At 36.7% G+C, this 15,623-nt stretch carries 10 protein-coding genes; 1 reads left to right on the top strand and 9 read right to left on the bottom strand.

Annotated elements, in window-relative coordinates; all coding sequences use genetic code 11:
* Nucleotides 1-657: a hypothetical protein gene (locus CELAL_RS08945; RefSeq protein ID WP_013550584.1), complete on the top strand. Its 657-nt coding sequence runs from the start codon at nucleotides 1-3 to the stop codon at nucleotides 655-657.
* Nucleotides 658-667: 10 nt separating this feature from the next.
* Here CELAL_RS08945 and CELAL_RS08940 read toward each other — a convergent pair whose 3' ends face one another.
* The 9 genes from CELAL_RS08940 to CELAL_RS08900 form a co-directional block, all read right to left on the bottom strand.
* On the bottom strand, nucleotides 668-2,188 hold the full coding sequence (locus CELAL_RS08940) for a GH3 family domain-containing protein (protein WP_013550583.1): 1,521 nt from the start codon (nucleotides 2,186-2,188) through the stop codon (nucleotides 668-670).
* A gap of 94 nt (nucleotides 2,189-2,282) precedes the next feature.
* A complete protein-coding gene (locus tag CELAL_RS08935) occupies nucleotides 2,283-2,846 on the bottom strand; it encodes a type 1 glutamine amidotransferase domain-containing protein (protein WP_013550582.1) in 564 nt (187 codons plus the stop codon).
* Between the two features lie 285 nt (nucleotides 2,847-3,131).
* The gene (gene bglX, locus CELAL_RS08930; RefSeq protein WP_013550581.1) at nucleotides 3,132-5,402 is read right to left on the bottom strand and encodes a beta-glucosidase BglX; all 2,271 of its coding nucleotides are present in this window, start codon (nucleotides 5,400-5,402) and stop codon (nucleotides 3,132-3,134) included.
* Nucleotides 5,403-5,432: 30 nt separating this feature from the next.
* Nucleotides 5,433-6,215: a carboxylesterase family protein gene (locus CELAL_RS08925; protein WP_013550580.1), complete on the bottom strand. Its 783-nt coding sequence runs from the start codon at nucleotides 6,213-6,215 to the stop codon at nucleotides 5,433-5,435.
* Entirely contained in the window at nucleotides 6,205-7,593 is a 1,389-nt protein-coding gene (locus tag CELAL_RS08920; protein ID WP_013550579.1) for a glucoamylase family protein, read from the bottom strand. Before CELAL_RS08920 ends, CELAL_RS08925 begins: the two co-directional genes overlap by 11 nt.
* Nucleotides 7,594-7,658: 65 nt before the next feature.
* Nucleotides 7,659-9,038 (bottom strand): glucoamylase family protein, encoded by a 1,380-nt coding sequence (locus CELAL_RS08915; RefSeq protein WP_013550578.1) that lies wholly within the window; start codon nucleotides 9,036-9,038, stop codon nucleotides 7,659-7,661.
* A 74-nt stretch (nucleotides 9,039-9,112) separates the two neighbouring features.
* Complete coding sequence (locus CELAL_RS08910; protein WP_013550577.1) at nucleotides 9,113-10,897, bottom strand: LamG-like jellyroll fold domain-containing protein; 1,785 nt, start codon at nucleotides 10,895-10,897, stop codon at nucleotides 9,113-9,115.
* An 11-nt stretch (nucleotides 10,898-10,908) separates the two neighbouring features.
* On the bottom strand, nucleotides 10,909-12,456 hold the full coding sequence (locus CELAL_RS08905; RefSeq protein ID WP_013550576.1) for a RagB/SusD family nutrient uptake outer membrane protein: 1,548 nt from the start codon (nucleotides 12,454-12,456) through the stop codon (nucleotides 10,909-10,911).
* Between the two features lie 12 nt (nucleotides 12,457-12,468).
* On the bottom strand, nucleotides 12,469-15,516 hold the full coding sequence (locus CELAL_RS08900; RefSeq protein WP_013550575.1) for a SusC/RagA family TonB-linked outer membrane protein: 3,048 nt from the start codon (nucleotides 15,514-15,516) through the stop codon (nucleotides 12,469-12,471).
* Nucleotides 15,517-15,623 lie beyond the last annotated feature (107 nt).

Here is a 15,623-nt window from a genome sequence, read left to right as displayed (position 1 = left end):
ATGAAAAAGAGAATAAAAAATAAAAAGTGGCATGTTGCCACTTTTTTGCTTTTAGCATTAGTCGCACTTATAAGCTATGAGAATATGATTGAGAAAAACCCAGAACATATTATTCCGGAAGCCATAACCACAGAAGCAAAAATTGCATTATCACATTATCCTGAACTAGAAAATACGCGAATTGAATTCAAATTTAAAAAGGATATAAAAAAATCGATCATGCAGGCGCAGCCTTCTTTTTTAAGCCTACTTAGGCCGAAGAAGAAAAGAAGCTACTATATTTTCATCAGTGAGAATTTTGAGATTGAAGGAGAAAAATTTTCTACCAAAGACATTCCTAAAAATGTAATGATAGGCTGGTTAGGACACGAGTTAGGGCATGTGATGGATTACCGAGACCGAAGTAGTTTAAACCTAATCTGGTTCGGATTAAAATATTACTTCTCAGACTCTTCCCTAAAAGAAGCTGAAAGAGCCGCAGATTCTTATGCTATCTCTAAAAATATGGATGGTTATATTTTAGACACAAAAAACTTTATATTGAATAATACCGATTTGTCAGAAATCTATAAAGCCCGAATTAGGAAATATTACTTATCTCCAGATGAGATTATGATTCTTGTAGAAGAGCGAGATCGAGATAAAGTAAAGCAATAGTCTTTGACAACTACTGCTTTGCTACAAATTCTTCCCAAGTTTTAAACTTCTCTTCATTCATTACCCGTTCCATTTTTACTTGGCCACCTTTCTTTTTATTCGCACCATTCCACTCATAGAAAACTGATGGGGCTACTAAAGTAACCTTTACACCTTTTAAAGCTTTAGATCTAGCTACCTTGTAATTCTTATTCGCTTCTTTTAAATGTTTATCAAGTTCTAAAGCAACCTCTTCTGCAGCTAAATTACTTTCTGTTCCTAAATACCAACTATGATAAAAATCGTCCTCAAAACGTTTTGCACATAGGGTATATTCTGGAACTTTTACATTAAATACTTCTTCTATGTGCTTCACAGCAGCATCTAATTTGTTTACGGATAACTGAGAACCCACCGTATTTAAAAAGAATTTAGTTCTTCCTGTAATTTTAATTTCTGCACGCTCAATGTCTGTAAACTCAATAGTATCCCCAATAAGATAGCGCCATGTTCCTGAAACGGTACTTATAATTAAGGCATAGTCTTGGTCTTTTTCTACCTCAGCAAGTGTTACTGTAGGCGCATCATCTGTAAGTGAACCATCTTGGTTGATATACTCGGGTCTGAAAGGCACAAACTCAAAATAGATTCCGTTATTGGTTGCTAATTTCATAGCATCCGTTTCTGGCCTAGCTTGGAAAGCTACAAAACCCTCTGAGGCTAAGTAGGTATCTATAACCGTAATAGGTTTCCCCATTAAAGCCATAAAGCTTTTTTCATAAGGACCAAAAGCAACTCCGCCTGAAGTATATACTTGTAAGTTGGGCCATATTTCATGAATCGTAGTTAAGTTATGGTCTGCAATTACTTTTTCAAGCATTAACTCTATCCACGAAGGGATACCACTTATAGCGCCTATATCCCAATTTTTAGCATTGTCTGATATTTTCTGAACCCGTTCATCCCAATCTTCAATCTGCGCAATCTCTTCTCCTGGTTTGTAATAATCTCTAAACCAAAATGGAATATTACTCGCACTAATCCCACTAATTTCTCCCTCTAGGTGGGTTTCTTTTTCTGTTAAATCTGTTGAACTCCCCAACATTAAAATACCCTTTTCAAAAAATTCTGCAGGTAGATCAAAATTTGCAAGTGCAGATACTTGATCAATACCCGTACTCTTAATCGCTGAAATCATATCATCCGTTACCGGAATTCTTTTACTTGTATTCCCCGTGGTTCCAGAACTTAATGCATAATAATCTGGCTTCCCTGGCCAAGTAACATTTTCAATTCCTTTATGGAGCTTGTACCACCATTCCGCATGCATCTTATCATAATCAAAAAAAGGAATTGACGCAGAAAAAAGCTTGGAAGGAGTTGTAGCTTCTAGGAGCTGATTAAATTTATAATGCACGCCAAATTCAGTGTCTTTTGCTTTTTCGAGCAATTCCTTTAGCACCTTTTCTTGTTCTTCTACTGGGTTAGATTCGGGAGTTAACATATCTTTTAAATCTATGATACCCTTTATTACTGCTCCTAAAATTGCCATGATGTCTTTTATATACTATTGGTTAGAAAAAAATCGGCCAAGAAAAAATCCGACCGATATTGTATTACTTAATACTAGTTTACGTATTTAAAAGTTAAGCGCTCGCTACTTGCTTTTCGTGCTTCCCTTCACCTATTTCTTCAATTACTTTACGAATAAATGCAGGCAAATCATCAGGGTTCCTACTCGTTACCAGGCCATTATCTACCACAACTTCTTGATCTAACCAAGTTGCTCCAGCATTCAATACATCATCTTTAATACTTGGGAAAGAGGTTACTTCTCTATTTTCAATAACACCTGCGCTAATAAGTAACCAAGGCGCATGGCAGATTGCAGCTACCGGCTTATGACTCTTAAAAAAGCTTTGGATAAACTGTATAGAATCTTCGTCCGTTCTTAAAGTATCTGGATTTGCTACGCCACCAGGTAATACTAAAGCATTATAATCAGATTCTTTAGCATCTTTAACAAGCTTAGTTACGGCTATTGCTTCTCCCCAATTTTTATCTTCCCAACTCTTTATTTCTCCTTCTTTAATTGAAATTATGTCTACAACTGCTCCTTCATTCTTTAAAGCCTTTAAGGGTTCAAATAATTCAGATTTTTCAAATCCGTCTGTAGCTAAAATGGCTACTTTTTTATTTTGTAGTTTCATAGATCTATTTTTTAATTCGTTAAATTTTTTTTTGATATCCTTTCGGATATACCATGTAAAATTACAGCCAATGTGAATAAAAAATGTGCTCTAATAAATGTATAATGAACGCATAAGCAAAGACTTAGCTTTCGTAGAATATAGCTATAGCCTTTAAAATGGTGAACCATAAGAAATGGCCTATCTTTAAATAGGTTCTAAAACAGAAAAACGTCCGAACATTTTAAAAATGTTCGGACGTTTTTCTTAGAGTCTTTATGGTATACTAAAAAGCGTTCTTTAAAGCTATTTAAGGGTGAACGACGATTTCAAGGTTGCATCAGAATTAGTTCCTACATAGATTTCAAAATCTCCAGGCTCTGCAACAAAATCTAAATTTGAGTTGTAGAATTTTAAATCATCAGGAGTTAGTGTTAGTGTTACCTGTTTGGTTTCTCCTTTCTTAAGCATTACTTTTTTGAAACCCTTTAGTTGTTTTACCGGTTGCGTGATACTTCTTACCACATCTCTAAGGTATAGTTGCACTACTTCTTCCCCATCAAAATTACCCGTATTTGTAACGCTTACCGTAACTATTAGAGGCTCATTTTGATTAATTTGAGAAGCATTTACGTTTAAATTACTGTACTCAAATTCGGTATAACTTAATCCGTAACCAAAAGGAAGTAAGGGTGTATTTGGAGCATCTAAATAATTAGATGTAAACTTTTCAAATTCAGAAGTTAATTGTGGTCTACCCGTATTTTTTATACTGTGGTAGATGGGAATTTGCCCCACATTTCGAGGCCATGTAGCCGTTAATTTTCCAGACGGATTGTAATCTCCGAACACCACATCTGCAATAGCATTCCCTGCTTCTACTCCAGGAAACCACACTTGAAGAATACTCGCCGATAATGCAAGCTCTTCCTCTAAAACCAAAGGCCTACCGCTCATTAGAACAAGCACTAAAGGTTTTCCTGTAGCAGCCAAAGCACGTATTAATTTTTTCTGACTTTGCGGAATAGAAATATCTGTTCTACTAGAGGATTCTCCCGTAAACTCAGTAGCTTCACCTACAACCGCTACTATAATATCAGATTTTTTTGCAAGCTCAACCGCTTCGTTTAACATTTCTTCTGCACTGCGTTTATCTATAGTTACGCGTTCTCCAAATACATTAATTTTCTTGGCAAGTGCAGCATCATCTGTAATATTTGCTCCTTTTGCATGTGTAATTTGAGCATTAGGTGCTACATTCTTAAAGCCTTGAAGTATAGATACGGATAGTTGAGGATCTCCAGTAGGCGCCCAAGTACCTAACATATTGTCTTTACTATTTGCCAAATCTCCTATTAAAGCAATTTTTGAACTTTTATTAATAGGTAGGTTTTTAGTATCATTCTTTAATAAGACAAACGATTTTTTTGCCGCTTCTCTTGCTAGAGCTCTGTTTTCATCTTTCAGAATATCTTTAGCCGGTCTTTTTTTATCAATGTATTTATAAGGATCATCAAAAAGACCTAGTTTAAATTTAGCTTCTAAAATTCTTCGGCAAGCAGTGGTAATTTCTTCCGCTGTAACTTTTCCTTCATCTAGCGATTTTTTTAAGGTAGTTAAAAAACCTTCGCCCACCATATCCATGTCTAAACCTGCTTTAAGCGATAAAGCAGATACCGCTTGTAAATCTCCTAAACCATGTGCAATCATTTCATTTACCGAAGTATAATCTGAAACAACGAAGCCGTTAAATTTCCAATCATCTCTCAGTAAATCTGTCAACAACCATTTATTTCCAGAGGCAGGAATACCGTCAATATCATTGAAAGAACTCATAACGCTACCCACTCCTGCATCTATAGCTGCTTTGTATGGCGGTAGGTATTCATTATACATTTTAAGTCTGCTCATATCTACAGAATTGTAATCTCTACCAGCCTCTGCAGCGCCATAAAGGGCAAAATGTTTTACAGTAGCCAGCATTGTATTCTTAGCCATAAGATCTTCACCTTGATACCCGGTTACCATTGCTTTGGCAATCTGAGAACCCAAGTAGGGATCTTCGCCAGCACCTTCAGAAATTCTTCCCCATCGAGGATCACGAGAAATATCTACCATTGGCGAAAAATTCCAGTTAATTCCATCTGCTGTGGCTTCTAAAGCTGCAACTTGAGCTGTTCTTTTCAGTAATTCCATATCCCATGAAGACGATAACCCTAAAGGAATAGGAAACGTAGTTTTATAGCCGTGAATAATATCAGACCCAAAGAAAAGAGGGATACCTAAACGTGTTTTTTTTACGGCAAAATCTTGTGCTGTTTTAATTTTTTCAGGTCCAGAAATTCCGAATAACCCTCCTACTTGACCCGCTTTTATTTTGTCTTCAACATTGGAACTTACCACAGAACCGGTTGCTATGCCTCCTCCCGGAGTTACTAGATTTAACTGACCAATTTTCTCTTCAATGGTCATTTTTTTTAATAATGCTTCTACCTCCGGAATGGTATGCTGTGCCTGTATTGATGGAGCAGCTAACAATAGGGTTAGCGCTAAAATATGTGAGACTTTTAATTTCATTTTACGATGCTATTTAAAATTGTAATTGACTTATTTTTTCTGTGTGAATAACCACGGAAGTAATGCTGGTTCTGCGAATGCCGGATCCCAACTATTATGATTGGCATCACTGAAAAGGGTTACATTGGGCTGCCCACCATATTCCATAATTGCGGAAGCCATTTTAAGTGATAATTGAGGATCTACCACATCATCTTTAGCCCCATGAAAAATCCATAAAGGTACTTTACGAGCAAAATCCTTTGATTTTTTTTCATCACCACCACCACAAATGGCGATTGCTGCAGCAAACGTTTCTGGTTTTCTATACAATAATTCATAGGTACCCATTCCGCCCATAGACAAACCCATAACATACACTTGGTTTTCTTTAGCGAAAGGTTTTCCAACCATCTCATCTACCAACTGCATTACCATATTCATTGCTTTAGTAGGTGCTCTGTTGTATTTAAATTTTAAAGAAATAGGCCTCGTTTGGCGCTTTATTTTTGCGTTGGACCAATAATCTTCTGTTGGACATTGTGGAAAAACAACAATTGCAGGGAAGTTTTCTAAACTTTCTGCATTGGCAAATAAAGAGCTTCCATGCGCTAACTGACTTTCATTGTCATTACCTCTTTCTCCTGCTCCATGTAAAAAAAATACGACTGGATATTGATCTGTATCTGAAAAATTTTTAGGGTACATCACTCGATATTTTAACGTATCTGCCCCTTTAATAAACATTTCTTTTTGATAATTTTCATTTTGTGCCAACGCTTGAAAAGACACCAATAACAATACAATAAACCCCCCTATTTTCTTAATTTTCATATGTAAATCCCAATTTTGTCAATCCTACTGTTACGGCATCATTCTGCATAAATAAATTCCATAATAAACCCGTCCTATAATTCTCTATCATGATAATTTGTGGGCCTTGGTCTATGGCCAAATAGCTATCTGCTACCCAATTGTATTGTGGACTAAAGGCATCATAAAAACCAGCGGTTCCCAAAAGTTCCTCTTTTTTTCCGTAGAAGTACTGTAATGCCTGTAAGGATTCCTCAGGGGTATATACGATAGAACTAATTGCAGCCGTAGGAGAAATTACGCCTAAATCATTATTAGGGGCATGAGCGGCATAGCCTAAACTACCGTCTGTATTTCTAGAATAACTGGCCGTTAAACCCCAACAATCTTCTCCGTAGTCTTTATAATTCTTAGGATTGGCAATGGCATAATTATAGTTAATTTTACTATGATTTATACTTGCCTCTCCATAATTTACGTATTCATCTGAGAGTCCGTTTGGGTTTAAACCTAAAAAAGAATAGTGTGAGAAAAAAAGCGGACCACCCAACTGTTCCGAACCTGAATGCTTCACCAATAAAGGAAATCCGTATGCATTATTCGAAGATATAAACGTACCGTTGGAAGCCCATCCGCCATCATATACAGATTTTGAAATGCTATAATCAGGAGAGGCTGCAGCTAATACATAGGTAATTAATGTTTCGTTATATCCTTTTAATGCCAGATTAATAGCAAATCCGTTTGCAGGACTCCAATGCCAATACAAGACATCTTCTTCTTGTGTATACCAGTTCCATTCTACCCCCTTCCAAAGTTCGTCTGCTTTATTCGCTAGTGCTTGTTCTGCTGTAGAGCCATTTTTAAAATATTCTTTTACGCAGATAAGGCCTTGTACTAGAAATGCAGTTTCGACTAAATCTCCTCCGTCATCTAACGCACTAAAAGGTATTACTTTCCCTGTATTTCCATCAACCCAATGCGACCAAGCACCATGAAAACGATCTGCAGACTCTAAAAATGATACTATGGTTTCTAGACGATTTACAGCTTCTGCTCTGGAAACATAATTCCGCTCAATCCCAACCAAAATTGCCATTAAGCCAAAACCTGTGCCCCCAATAGTTACGGTATTGGCATCGTTATCCGGATAGCTAGGATGGTATCTTTCTTTTGCAGCTCCAGAACTTGGGTGTGCATAATCCCAGAAATATTTAAATGTAGTCTCCTGTGTTATATCTAATAACTCGTTATCTGTAATTGAAACCACAGGTTCTTCTGGAGCTACTGGCGCTTCTGGTAATTCTGATACCCCCGTAGGACCTTGAGAATCGCTTTTAGAACACGAGGCAATTACGACTAAAAGGGAAAATAAAATTATGTTTTTTATGTAATTCATTCTGATCAAATAATAGTTCTAACCTTATTAACATTTACTGCTTGATGATGCCACTAACCAAACACTTACTCTGTAGGTTTTACATAGGTAAATTCCAAAGCATTTAAGCCTTTGTGTACATCATCATTTTTCATGAAATAATACCATAACATGCCACTTCTATAATTTTCTATCATTACAGGAATTGGTCCTTGATCTATTGCCAAATACCTAGGTAAGCTCCAGTTATCTGTTAAGCTATACGCATCATAAGGACCATATTTGCCCACCAAACTATCTTGTTCCGTATATAAATATCTTAAAAATGCTAAACTCTCTTTAGGCGTATATGGCATAGAAGACAAAGCTGCTGTTGGCGATATTACCCCTAAATCATGATCTGGCCTATGACCATCATAGCCTTTCATAGAATAACTGGATGTAAAACCCCATGCTTTTTCTCCGTATCCCTTAAAATTATTTGGATTCGCAACGGCATGTCTATAATTGATTAAAGCATGGTTTTGATTCAGTTTCCAATAATCTCCATATTGATCTGATAAGCCCTTTGGGTTTAAACCTAAATAAGAATAATGTGCCCAAAATAAGGGACCTACAGGAGCTTTATCATGTTCGTAATGGTTTAAAATTGTTTTAAGACCGTAATATGTGGTGTCTTTGGCAATTTCACCATGATGAGCCCAACCTTGATCATACACCTCTTTTTTGATAGGATGCGTTGGTGATGCAGCTCCTAAAATGTACATAATTAGCGCCTCATTATACCCACCAACCGGGAAATTCATGTCCCAACCATATTTTGGAGACCAATGCCAATACAACACGTTTTCACCTTTCGTGTACCAATCAAACTCTACACCTTCCCAAAGTTCTTGAACACGATCTCTTATGTCTAGTTCTGCACCGTTTGGTTTGTTAAAATATTCTTTGGCAGTTAGTAATCCTTGAATCAAAAATGCAGTTTCAACTAAATCTCCACCATTATCTTTCTGACTAAAAGGAGCTGTTTTTCCTGAAGGTTGCAACCAATGTGGCCAAGCCCCATGAAAACGATCTGCTTTTTCTAAGAACGTAAGGATTTTTCCATAACGTTGTACGGCTTGCTCTCGTGTAATAAAGCCTCTTTCTACACCTACTAAAATAGCCATTAAACCAAAGCCTGAACCTCCTATTGTAATAACATCCTTATCATTTGATGGATAAATGTTATCTAAATGTATCCGTTCTCTTGCCATACCAGAAGTTGGCTCTGCCCCTTCCCAAAAATAATTAAATGTTTGCCGTTGTATGTCATCCATTAGTTCATCATCAGAAATTTCATCTTGAACTATTTCTGACTTCTCAATACTTTTTTCATTCTTAGTTTTGCGGCCATTGCATCCCTCAACCATAGACACAACAGCCACTAAAACTAAACACACTATCAACTTAACTAAACTCTTCATATATATTCTAACCTACTGTTATCTGCTCTTATCTAAGCGGCATTTAAAAAACGTTACTAACCTACTTATTAGTTTTAATTTGCATTCATGACTGCAGTTACTTGTTCTGGTGTCAAGGCTTTATCAAAAAATCGTAATTCGTCAATATAGCTTAGATCTGCACCATGACCCCATTCTGTAAATCTTGGTGCACCAGAACCTATAGCTACCAAATCACAATTTGCCCAACTAATTCCTGTTTCTTTATTAGCAACGGCTACACCATTAATATATAATACCGTAGTAGTCTCCGAGATTGTAAATGCTAAATGCACCCATTCTCCTGCAGCTGGATCTATATCTGCTGCCGTATTACCATCTGCCCATTCCTCTCCATCACCATTTCCAACATTAAGTTTAATACGTTGTAGGCCGTCTGCATTCTCTCTTAACAATCTAAACCCACTTGTGCGCAAGTTTTGAATATCTGGATAACCCGCATTTTCTGTATCTGGAGGTCCTACGGTTAGAATTCCTGCTCTATCGGGTGTATCATTTACTTTATACCACATTGCGGCACTGAATTGTGGAGTAGTTAAACCTGTTGCAGGCACTGTTACATACGAATCTGTTGCTCCTGCATAGGCATTAGTACCAACCTTAGCTTCACCAGCAAAACCTGCATTTCCTACAACTGTAGCTTCATTGGTACTAAACAATTCTATATGATCACCATCAAATGGCATGTAAAACATTTCTCCATCAAAAGTACCGGTGTATGTATTTGGACCTAAGCCAGAATCATCTTGAATAATAGTTTCTATTTCTGCTTGAGAAAGCGATTTATTAAAGATTCTAAGCTCATCCATAAAACCTAAATCAGATTTATGATCCCAACCACTAAAATTAGGAGCACCAGACATAATAGATAGCACCTCTACATCCGTCCAATCTATACCGTTAAAAGGTACCTGCTTCACCAATTGTCCATCAATATATACGCTAGCTTCAGTGCCTGATACGGTAAAAGCCATATTCACCCATTTGCCAGCGGCAGGATCTACGTCTGCTGCCTCACCACCATCTACCCAAGTATTATCTGCTCCTGTTCCAGCATTTAATTTAAAACGCTGTAAACCATTCGCATTCTCTCTAAAAAAACGATATCCTGAAGTTAACACATTACCTCCTGAGGCATCTAAAGGTGGACTCATAGCCAACAAACCTGCTCTGTCCGGAACAGCATTTACCTTCGTCCAGAAGACAGCACTAAACTCTTGTGTTTTTAAATCAGCAGCAGGAAAAGTTAAATAGGAATCTGTTGCTCCTGCATAGGCACTGGCTCCATTTAATGCATCATCAGTGAAACTTGGTGTACCAACAATTGTAGCAGATTGAAAGCTAATTAAATCTACAAAATCGCCATCAAAAGGCATATAAAGTACTTCTCCATCATACTTTTTAACGTAAGCAGGTACTTTTTCGAAGTTCACAGAACTTGTCGTAATTTTTCCTTCTACATCTGTAGCAGAAATTGTCAATACGTGAGTCCCGTCTTCTAAGCCACTATACAGCAAATCATTGATCAGTACACGACGATAATCTTTAAAGGAAGTATACGTCCCCACTACTACATCGTCTAAAAGAACCGTAATATCTTTTACTTCAATATCATCTGTAACTTCAAAATCAATAGTAATATCTGCCAACGTTGCTAATACGTTAACCTCAATACCCTCTTTAGGATAATTTATTTTTATTGCTGGAGCTGTTGCATCTGCTCCTGGATCTACTTGCGTTATTCCGTCTATACCCTGATCACAGGAATACATAAAAAATACTGCCACCAAAGCCAATACACTATAGTTTAATTTTTTCATGGTTTTTGTTTTTAGTTGGATATGTTACCTAGTATTGGAAATTCATCGATCTGATTTTGATGGTATGTGACAAATGCCTTATCTGGTGTAAAAGTTCTTCCTTCATAACTCAATTCATCATTTCTACCTAACCTTACCATGTCAAAAAATCGTTTTCCCCATTCCATAGCCAATTCTGCATACTTTTCATCTACAATTTGATCAAGAGTAACACCAGACAATGGAGGCATACTAGCACGAGCGCGTACTAAATTAATCGCTTCATCTGCAGAAATTGAAGTTTGACTTGCTCCCTGTGTTATAGCTTCTGCATACATAAGTAGTGTTTCCGCATAGCGATAAACGATATAGTTTTTATTGCTACCGTACTCAACACGACCAGGAATTAATTGGCTTGTTGGCAAATAGTGCTTTCCACTCGCAAAAATAGCTCTTGCGTTATCTGTCAAATTATCACCATCTCTAGTAGTAGATGAAACAAATGAAGGCAATGTAGCTTCTGTATAGGTAGATGTTGAAATAATACTATCAATCCCTTTTTGAGTAAACAAAACTGTAGTTTCTAAACGGTTTGTTTCCCCTCTGTCTAGCATAAATTTTACATATTTCATGCTAGGTTCAAAAAAGCCCCATCCAGCACTCGCACCAGCTACGCTAGGTGTCCACCCGTTTGGACCATAAGGAGCATACAAATGCCCTACTCTTTCGCCAGTCCCGGTATTGAAATCTGAATATTGAAATTCATATAAGGTTTCATTACTTAGTTTACCTGGAGTTTTAAAAAGCTCATAATAGTCATCCATAAGATTAAACTTTCCTGAACTAATAATTTCACCTGTAGCCTCTGCTACTGCTTGATAATTCTTCAATTCTTGATTCGCCAATGCTTTGATTTGTAACGCTGTATATTTAGTTACACCACCTGGCAAATCTGTTCTTTCATTAGGTCTAAGATTTAATAGGAACGGAATAGCCTCATCCATCTGATCCGATAAATGTTGCATCACTTCGTCTTTAGAAGGTACAGAGGTGACTCCTGCAAAATCATTTAAATTAGAAGACTCAGGAATAAAAACAGATCCGTACACCTGCGATAATTGAAAAAGCAGAATGGCACGCAAAACTTTAGCTTCAGCAATATACTGATTCGCCAATGCTACGCCATCTTCATCTGCAAATTCTTGATATCTAGCTATTTGCTCCATTCCTGTATGCGCTTTAATGATATCACCATAATAGGTTTCCCATAAAGTTCTAGAACCAAAAAATGAATTATCATAAGAGTAACGATCTTGGTTTTTTAGGCCTTGTTGATCTCCGGCAGCATTTACATCATCGCCTCTTGTAGCAACTACTAGCGGTTGTTCCCAACCTCTGTCTCCAACGGATTGATAAACTCCAATAAGGGAAAATATCATATCGTCCGTTTTAGAAAAATCTGTTCCACCAGCAAAATTATTATTAAGTTGTGGTTGATCTAATTCATCTGAACAACTTGAAATCACCATAGCTAATAGGGCAAAAAGTCCAAGTATTTTGTTTGTTTTTATATGCATCATAGCTGATTTTTTTTAAATTTTAATATTAACTCCTAATGTATATACTCCAGGAATAGGATAGGTTTGGGCATCTACACCGTTTGACACTTCTGGGGTAAAGCCATTATATTTAAAGAATGTCAATGGCCTTTCTGCTGTCATGTAAAACCTAATATTAGGATTAAATTTTCCTTTTAAACTTGGCAATGTGTATCCTATAGTTACATTCTGTAATCGGATAAAATCTCCGTCTTCAACAAAAAAGCTATTCAGAAACTGATTACTCCATGGATTACGTATACCTCTTGCAGATGGATAGCTATTGCTGGTACCCTCACCATGCCATCTATTTATTGCAAAATCGCTATCAATATTAGCATCCGGTGTTTGGCGTATTGCAAATCGTTTTGAATTGGCAATAACATTACCCCCCTGACCTATAACATTTAATGAAAAGTCCCAAGCTTTATAGTTTAGACCTAGATTGAACCCAAAATTATAGGTTGGCAAATAAGAACCAAGATCTACTCTATCTTGTGCATCTATCACCATATCACCATTATGATCTACAAATTTGAAATCTCCTGGTTGTATGTAGTCAGGAATACCAGAACTTGCAATTGCCGCTTGTGCCGCTGGATCTGCCGCTATTTCTTCAGCTGTTTGATAAACCCCTGCAACATCTAACCCAAAAAACGAGTTTATAGCACCTCCAACAACAGATCGTTGCTCGATATCACCGCCAGAAGTTAAATTCTCCTGCCCAGCTAAATCTAAAATTTCATTATTTAAAGTAGAAAAATTACCTCCAATAGAATAGCTAAAATCTTCTGAAACTTGTTTTCTCCAATTGATAGCTACTTCTATACCCGAGTTTTTTATAACTCCAACATTTTGCCTAGTTTCTCCAGGTACTAAAAGTCTTGATACTGGAATAATAGCATCTCTAGTTTCTCTAGTAAAATAATCTGTTTCAATTGATAAATTATTATCAAATAATCTTGCTGTTAAACCCACGTTTGTTTCTGCAGTAACCTCCCACTTTAAGGCTTCAAAATCACTACTAGTTACTAAACCAGGATACCTTGTGTCTCCAAAAACTCCATTTACCTCGGTAGAAGTTATACCACCTGTACTAGCGTTTACATTGGCATTTCCTAATTCACCCCAGCTAGCTCTTAATTTTAAGAAATCAAAAACACCGTTAGATTTCATAAAAGACTCCTCTGAGATTACCCAACCTGCACCTATAGTTGGAAAATAACCCCATTTCTCTTGATACTTGCTCGTACCATCTGCACGGAAAGTACCATACAAAAGGTATTTATTATCAAAATTATACGCTACACGGCTAAAATAAGAGAAGAAGTATTGACTTACTCCATTATCACCTACATTATCTAAGTCAATACTCTTCGCTAAATCTAAATAATATGATTCATCACCAATTCCTGTACCATTCGGAAAATTTAATCCTTTCACTTCTAATTGCTCTAAAGATCTATTTCTAAAAGAAGTACCTGCTAGTACGGTCAAATTATGCTTTCCGAAATCATCATTATAGGTCAATGTATTATCCCATGTTTGTTCCGAAAAAGTTTGGTTTTTCTTCACTAGCTCTGCATTTTCCCTAAAGGCAGTGCCAATACCATAGAAGTACGGAAGTCTAACCTCTCTAGTTTCTAAAGCCTCAAAATTGTGTGAATAGGCTGTTCTTAAGCTCAGCTTATCTGGAATTAATTGATATTCTAAATTAAAATTTACTAAGTTATTTCTAATTTTATCTCTGTATTCTGAATTTTCTAGTAGTGGAAAAGGATTCTGTGGTTGTCTATATCCTAAATCCTGAGCATTTGCATAGGGCTTTGGATACGCCTCTGTTTTTGATTCATCTAAAACTGGCATTATTGGCACAGCAAAATATGCTGAACTAAATGCTGCATTTTCAGGACGATATGTTGTAGAATTGCTGAAAATAGTAGAAACACCAGCCTTCAATCGGTCACTTATATCGACACCAACCTTTGCGCGAATATTAAAACGCTCATAATCGTTTTTCATTTTTAATATGCCCTCTTGCTCAAACTGGCTAATTCCTAAAGAATATGTAACACTTTCTGTACCTCCAGTAACTCCAAGACTATGATTTTGTATCAATGCATGTCTCAATATTAAATCATACCAATCTGTATTGACATCTGGTACATTAGGATTTATTCTGCTACGGCCATAACGTTGCATTGCATTATCAATATAGCTCGCTTCTGCAGCAGAACCAGATTCTCTAGCCAATGTAGAAAACTGCTCAGCATTTGAAAGTTTTACCAAATTTTGAGCAATTTGAACTCCTTGGTAACCACTATACGTGATTTGTGCTTTCTGATTTACTTTACCTGATTTTGTTTCGATTAAAACAACCCCATTAGCAGCCCTTACTCCGTATATTGCCGAAGCGGATGCATCTTTAAGAACTGAAATTGTTTCAATGTCCTCGTTATTTAAAAAACCAATATCATCATAAAAAGTACCATCTACTACATATAGCGGATTAGAAGCCCCATCACCAGTATAGGAACCCAAACCACGAACTCTAATGGTTGGCGCACTTCCAGGCGCTCCATTACTTACTACTTGTAGCCCCGCCACTTTACCTTGTAACGATTGCATTGGAGCTCCTGAAGGAGTCCTAGCAATATCTTCAGAGCTTACCGTAGTAATAGATCCTGTTAAATCAGATTTTTTTTGAGTTCCATACCCTACTACAACAATTTCATCTAGTGCTTGCGCATCTTCTTGCAATGAAATAGCAAGGGTAATTTGGTTGTTTACAGCAACTTCTTTTGCCATGTATCCGATAAAACTTATGACCAAAACACCATCAGCAGAAACATTATCTAAAGTAAAATTACCATCAAAATCTGTTTGAGTTCCAGTAGAGGTACCCTTTAAAACTACCGATGCTCCTGGCAAGGGTATATTATCACTATCTGTTACTGTTCCTGATACAGCAGAAGCCTGACTGTATAAGAGCGATTGAAACAGCAAAAACGAAATCGTCAATAGTACATTGCTTATTTTCATAGTTCTTAATTAATTGAGTTAGAGTAGCTAAATTAGGCAACCAGCCTTGTTGTAGTGTTTGTTTGCAGATACATAATAACTACATCAAACTATAATATAGCGTTAGA

Origin of the sequence: Cellulophaga algicola DSM 14237 (assembly GCF_000186265.1) — a bacterium.
Lineage (GTDB): Bacteria > Bacteroidota > Bacteroidia > Flavobacteriales > Flavobacteriaceae > Cellulophaga > Cellulophaga algicola.
Note: the sequence above shows the minus strand (reverse complement) of the source record. Positions and strands in the feature narration are given on the sequence as shown.

Coding starts and splice junctions, on each gene's coding strand:
- CELAL_RS08945 (WP_013550584.1), top strand. CDS start 1: ATGAAAAAGAGAATAAAAAATAAAAAGTGGCATGTTGCCACTTTTTTG.
- CELAL_RS08940 (WP_013550583.1), bottom strand. CDS start 2,188: ATGGCAATTTTAGGAGCAGTAATAAAGGGTATCATAGATTTAAAAGAT.
- CELAL_RS08935 (WP_013550582.1), bottom strand. CDS start 2,846: ATGAAACTACAAAATAAAAAAGTAGCCATTTTAGCTACAGACGGATTT.
- bglX (WP_013550581.1), bottom strand. CDS start 5,402: ATGAAATTAAAAGTCTCACATATTTTAGCGCTAACCCTATTGTTAGCT.
- CELAL_RS08925 (WP_013550580.1), bottom strand. CDS start 6,215: ATGAAAATTAAGAAAATAGGGGGGTTTATTGTATTGTTATTGGTGTCT.
- CELAL_RS08920 (WP_013550579.1), bottom strand. CDS start 7,593: ATGAATTACATAAAAAACATAATTTTATTTTCCCTTTTAGTCGTAATT.
- CELAL_RS08915 (WP_013550578.1), bottom strand. CDS start 9,038: ATGAAGAGTTTAGTTAAGTTGATAGTGTGTTTAGTTTTAGTGGCTGTT.
- CELAL_RS08910 (WP_013550577.1), bottom strand. CDS start 10,897: ATGAAAAAATTAAACTATAGTGTATTGGCTTTGGTGGCAGTATTTTTT.
- CELAL_RS08905 (WP_013550576.1), bottom strand. CDS start 12,456: ATGATGCATATAAAAACAAACAAAATACTTGGACTTTTTGCCCTATTA.
- CELAL_RS08900 (WP_013550575.1), bottom strand. CDS start 15,516: ATGAAAATAAGCAATGTACTATTGACGATTTCGTTTTTGCTGTTTCAA.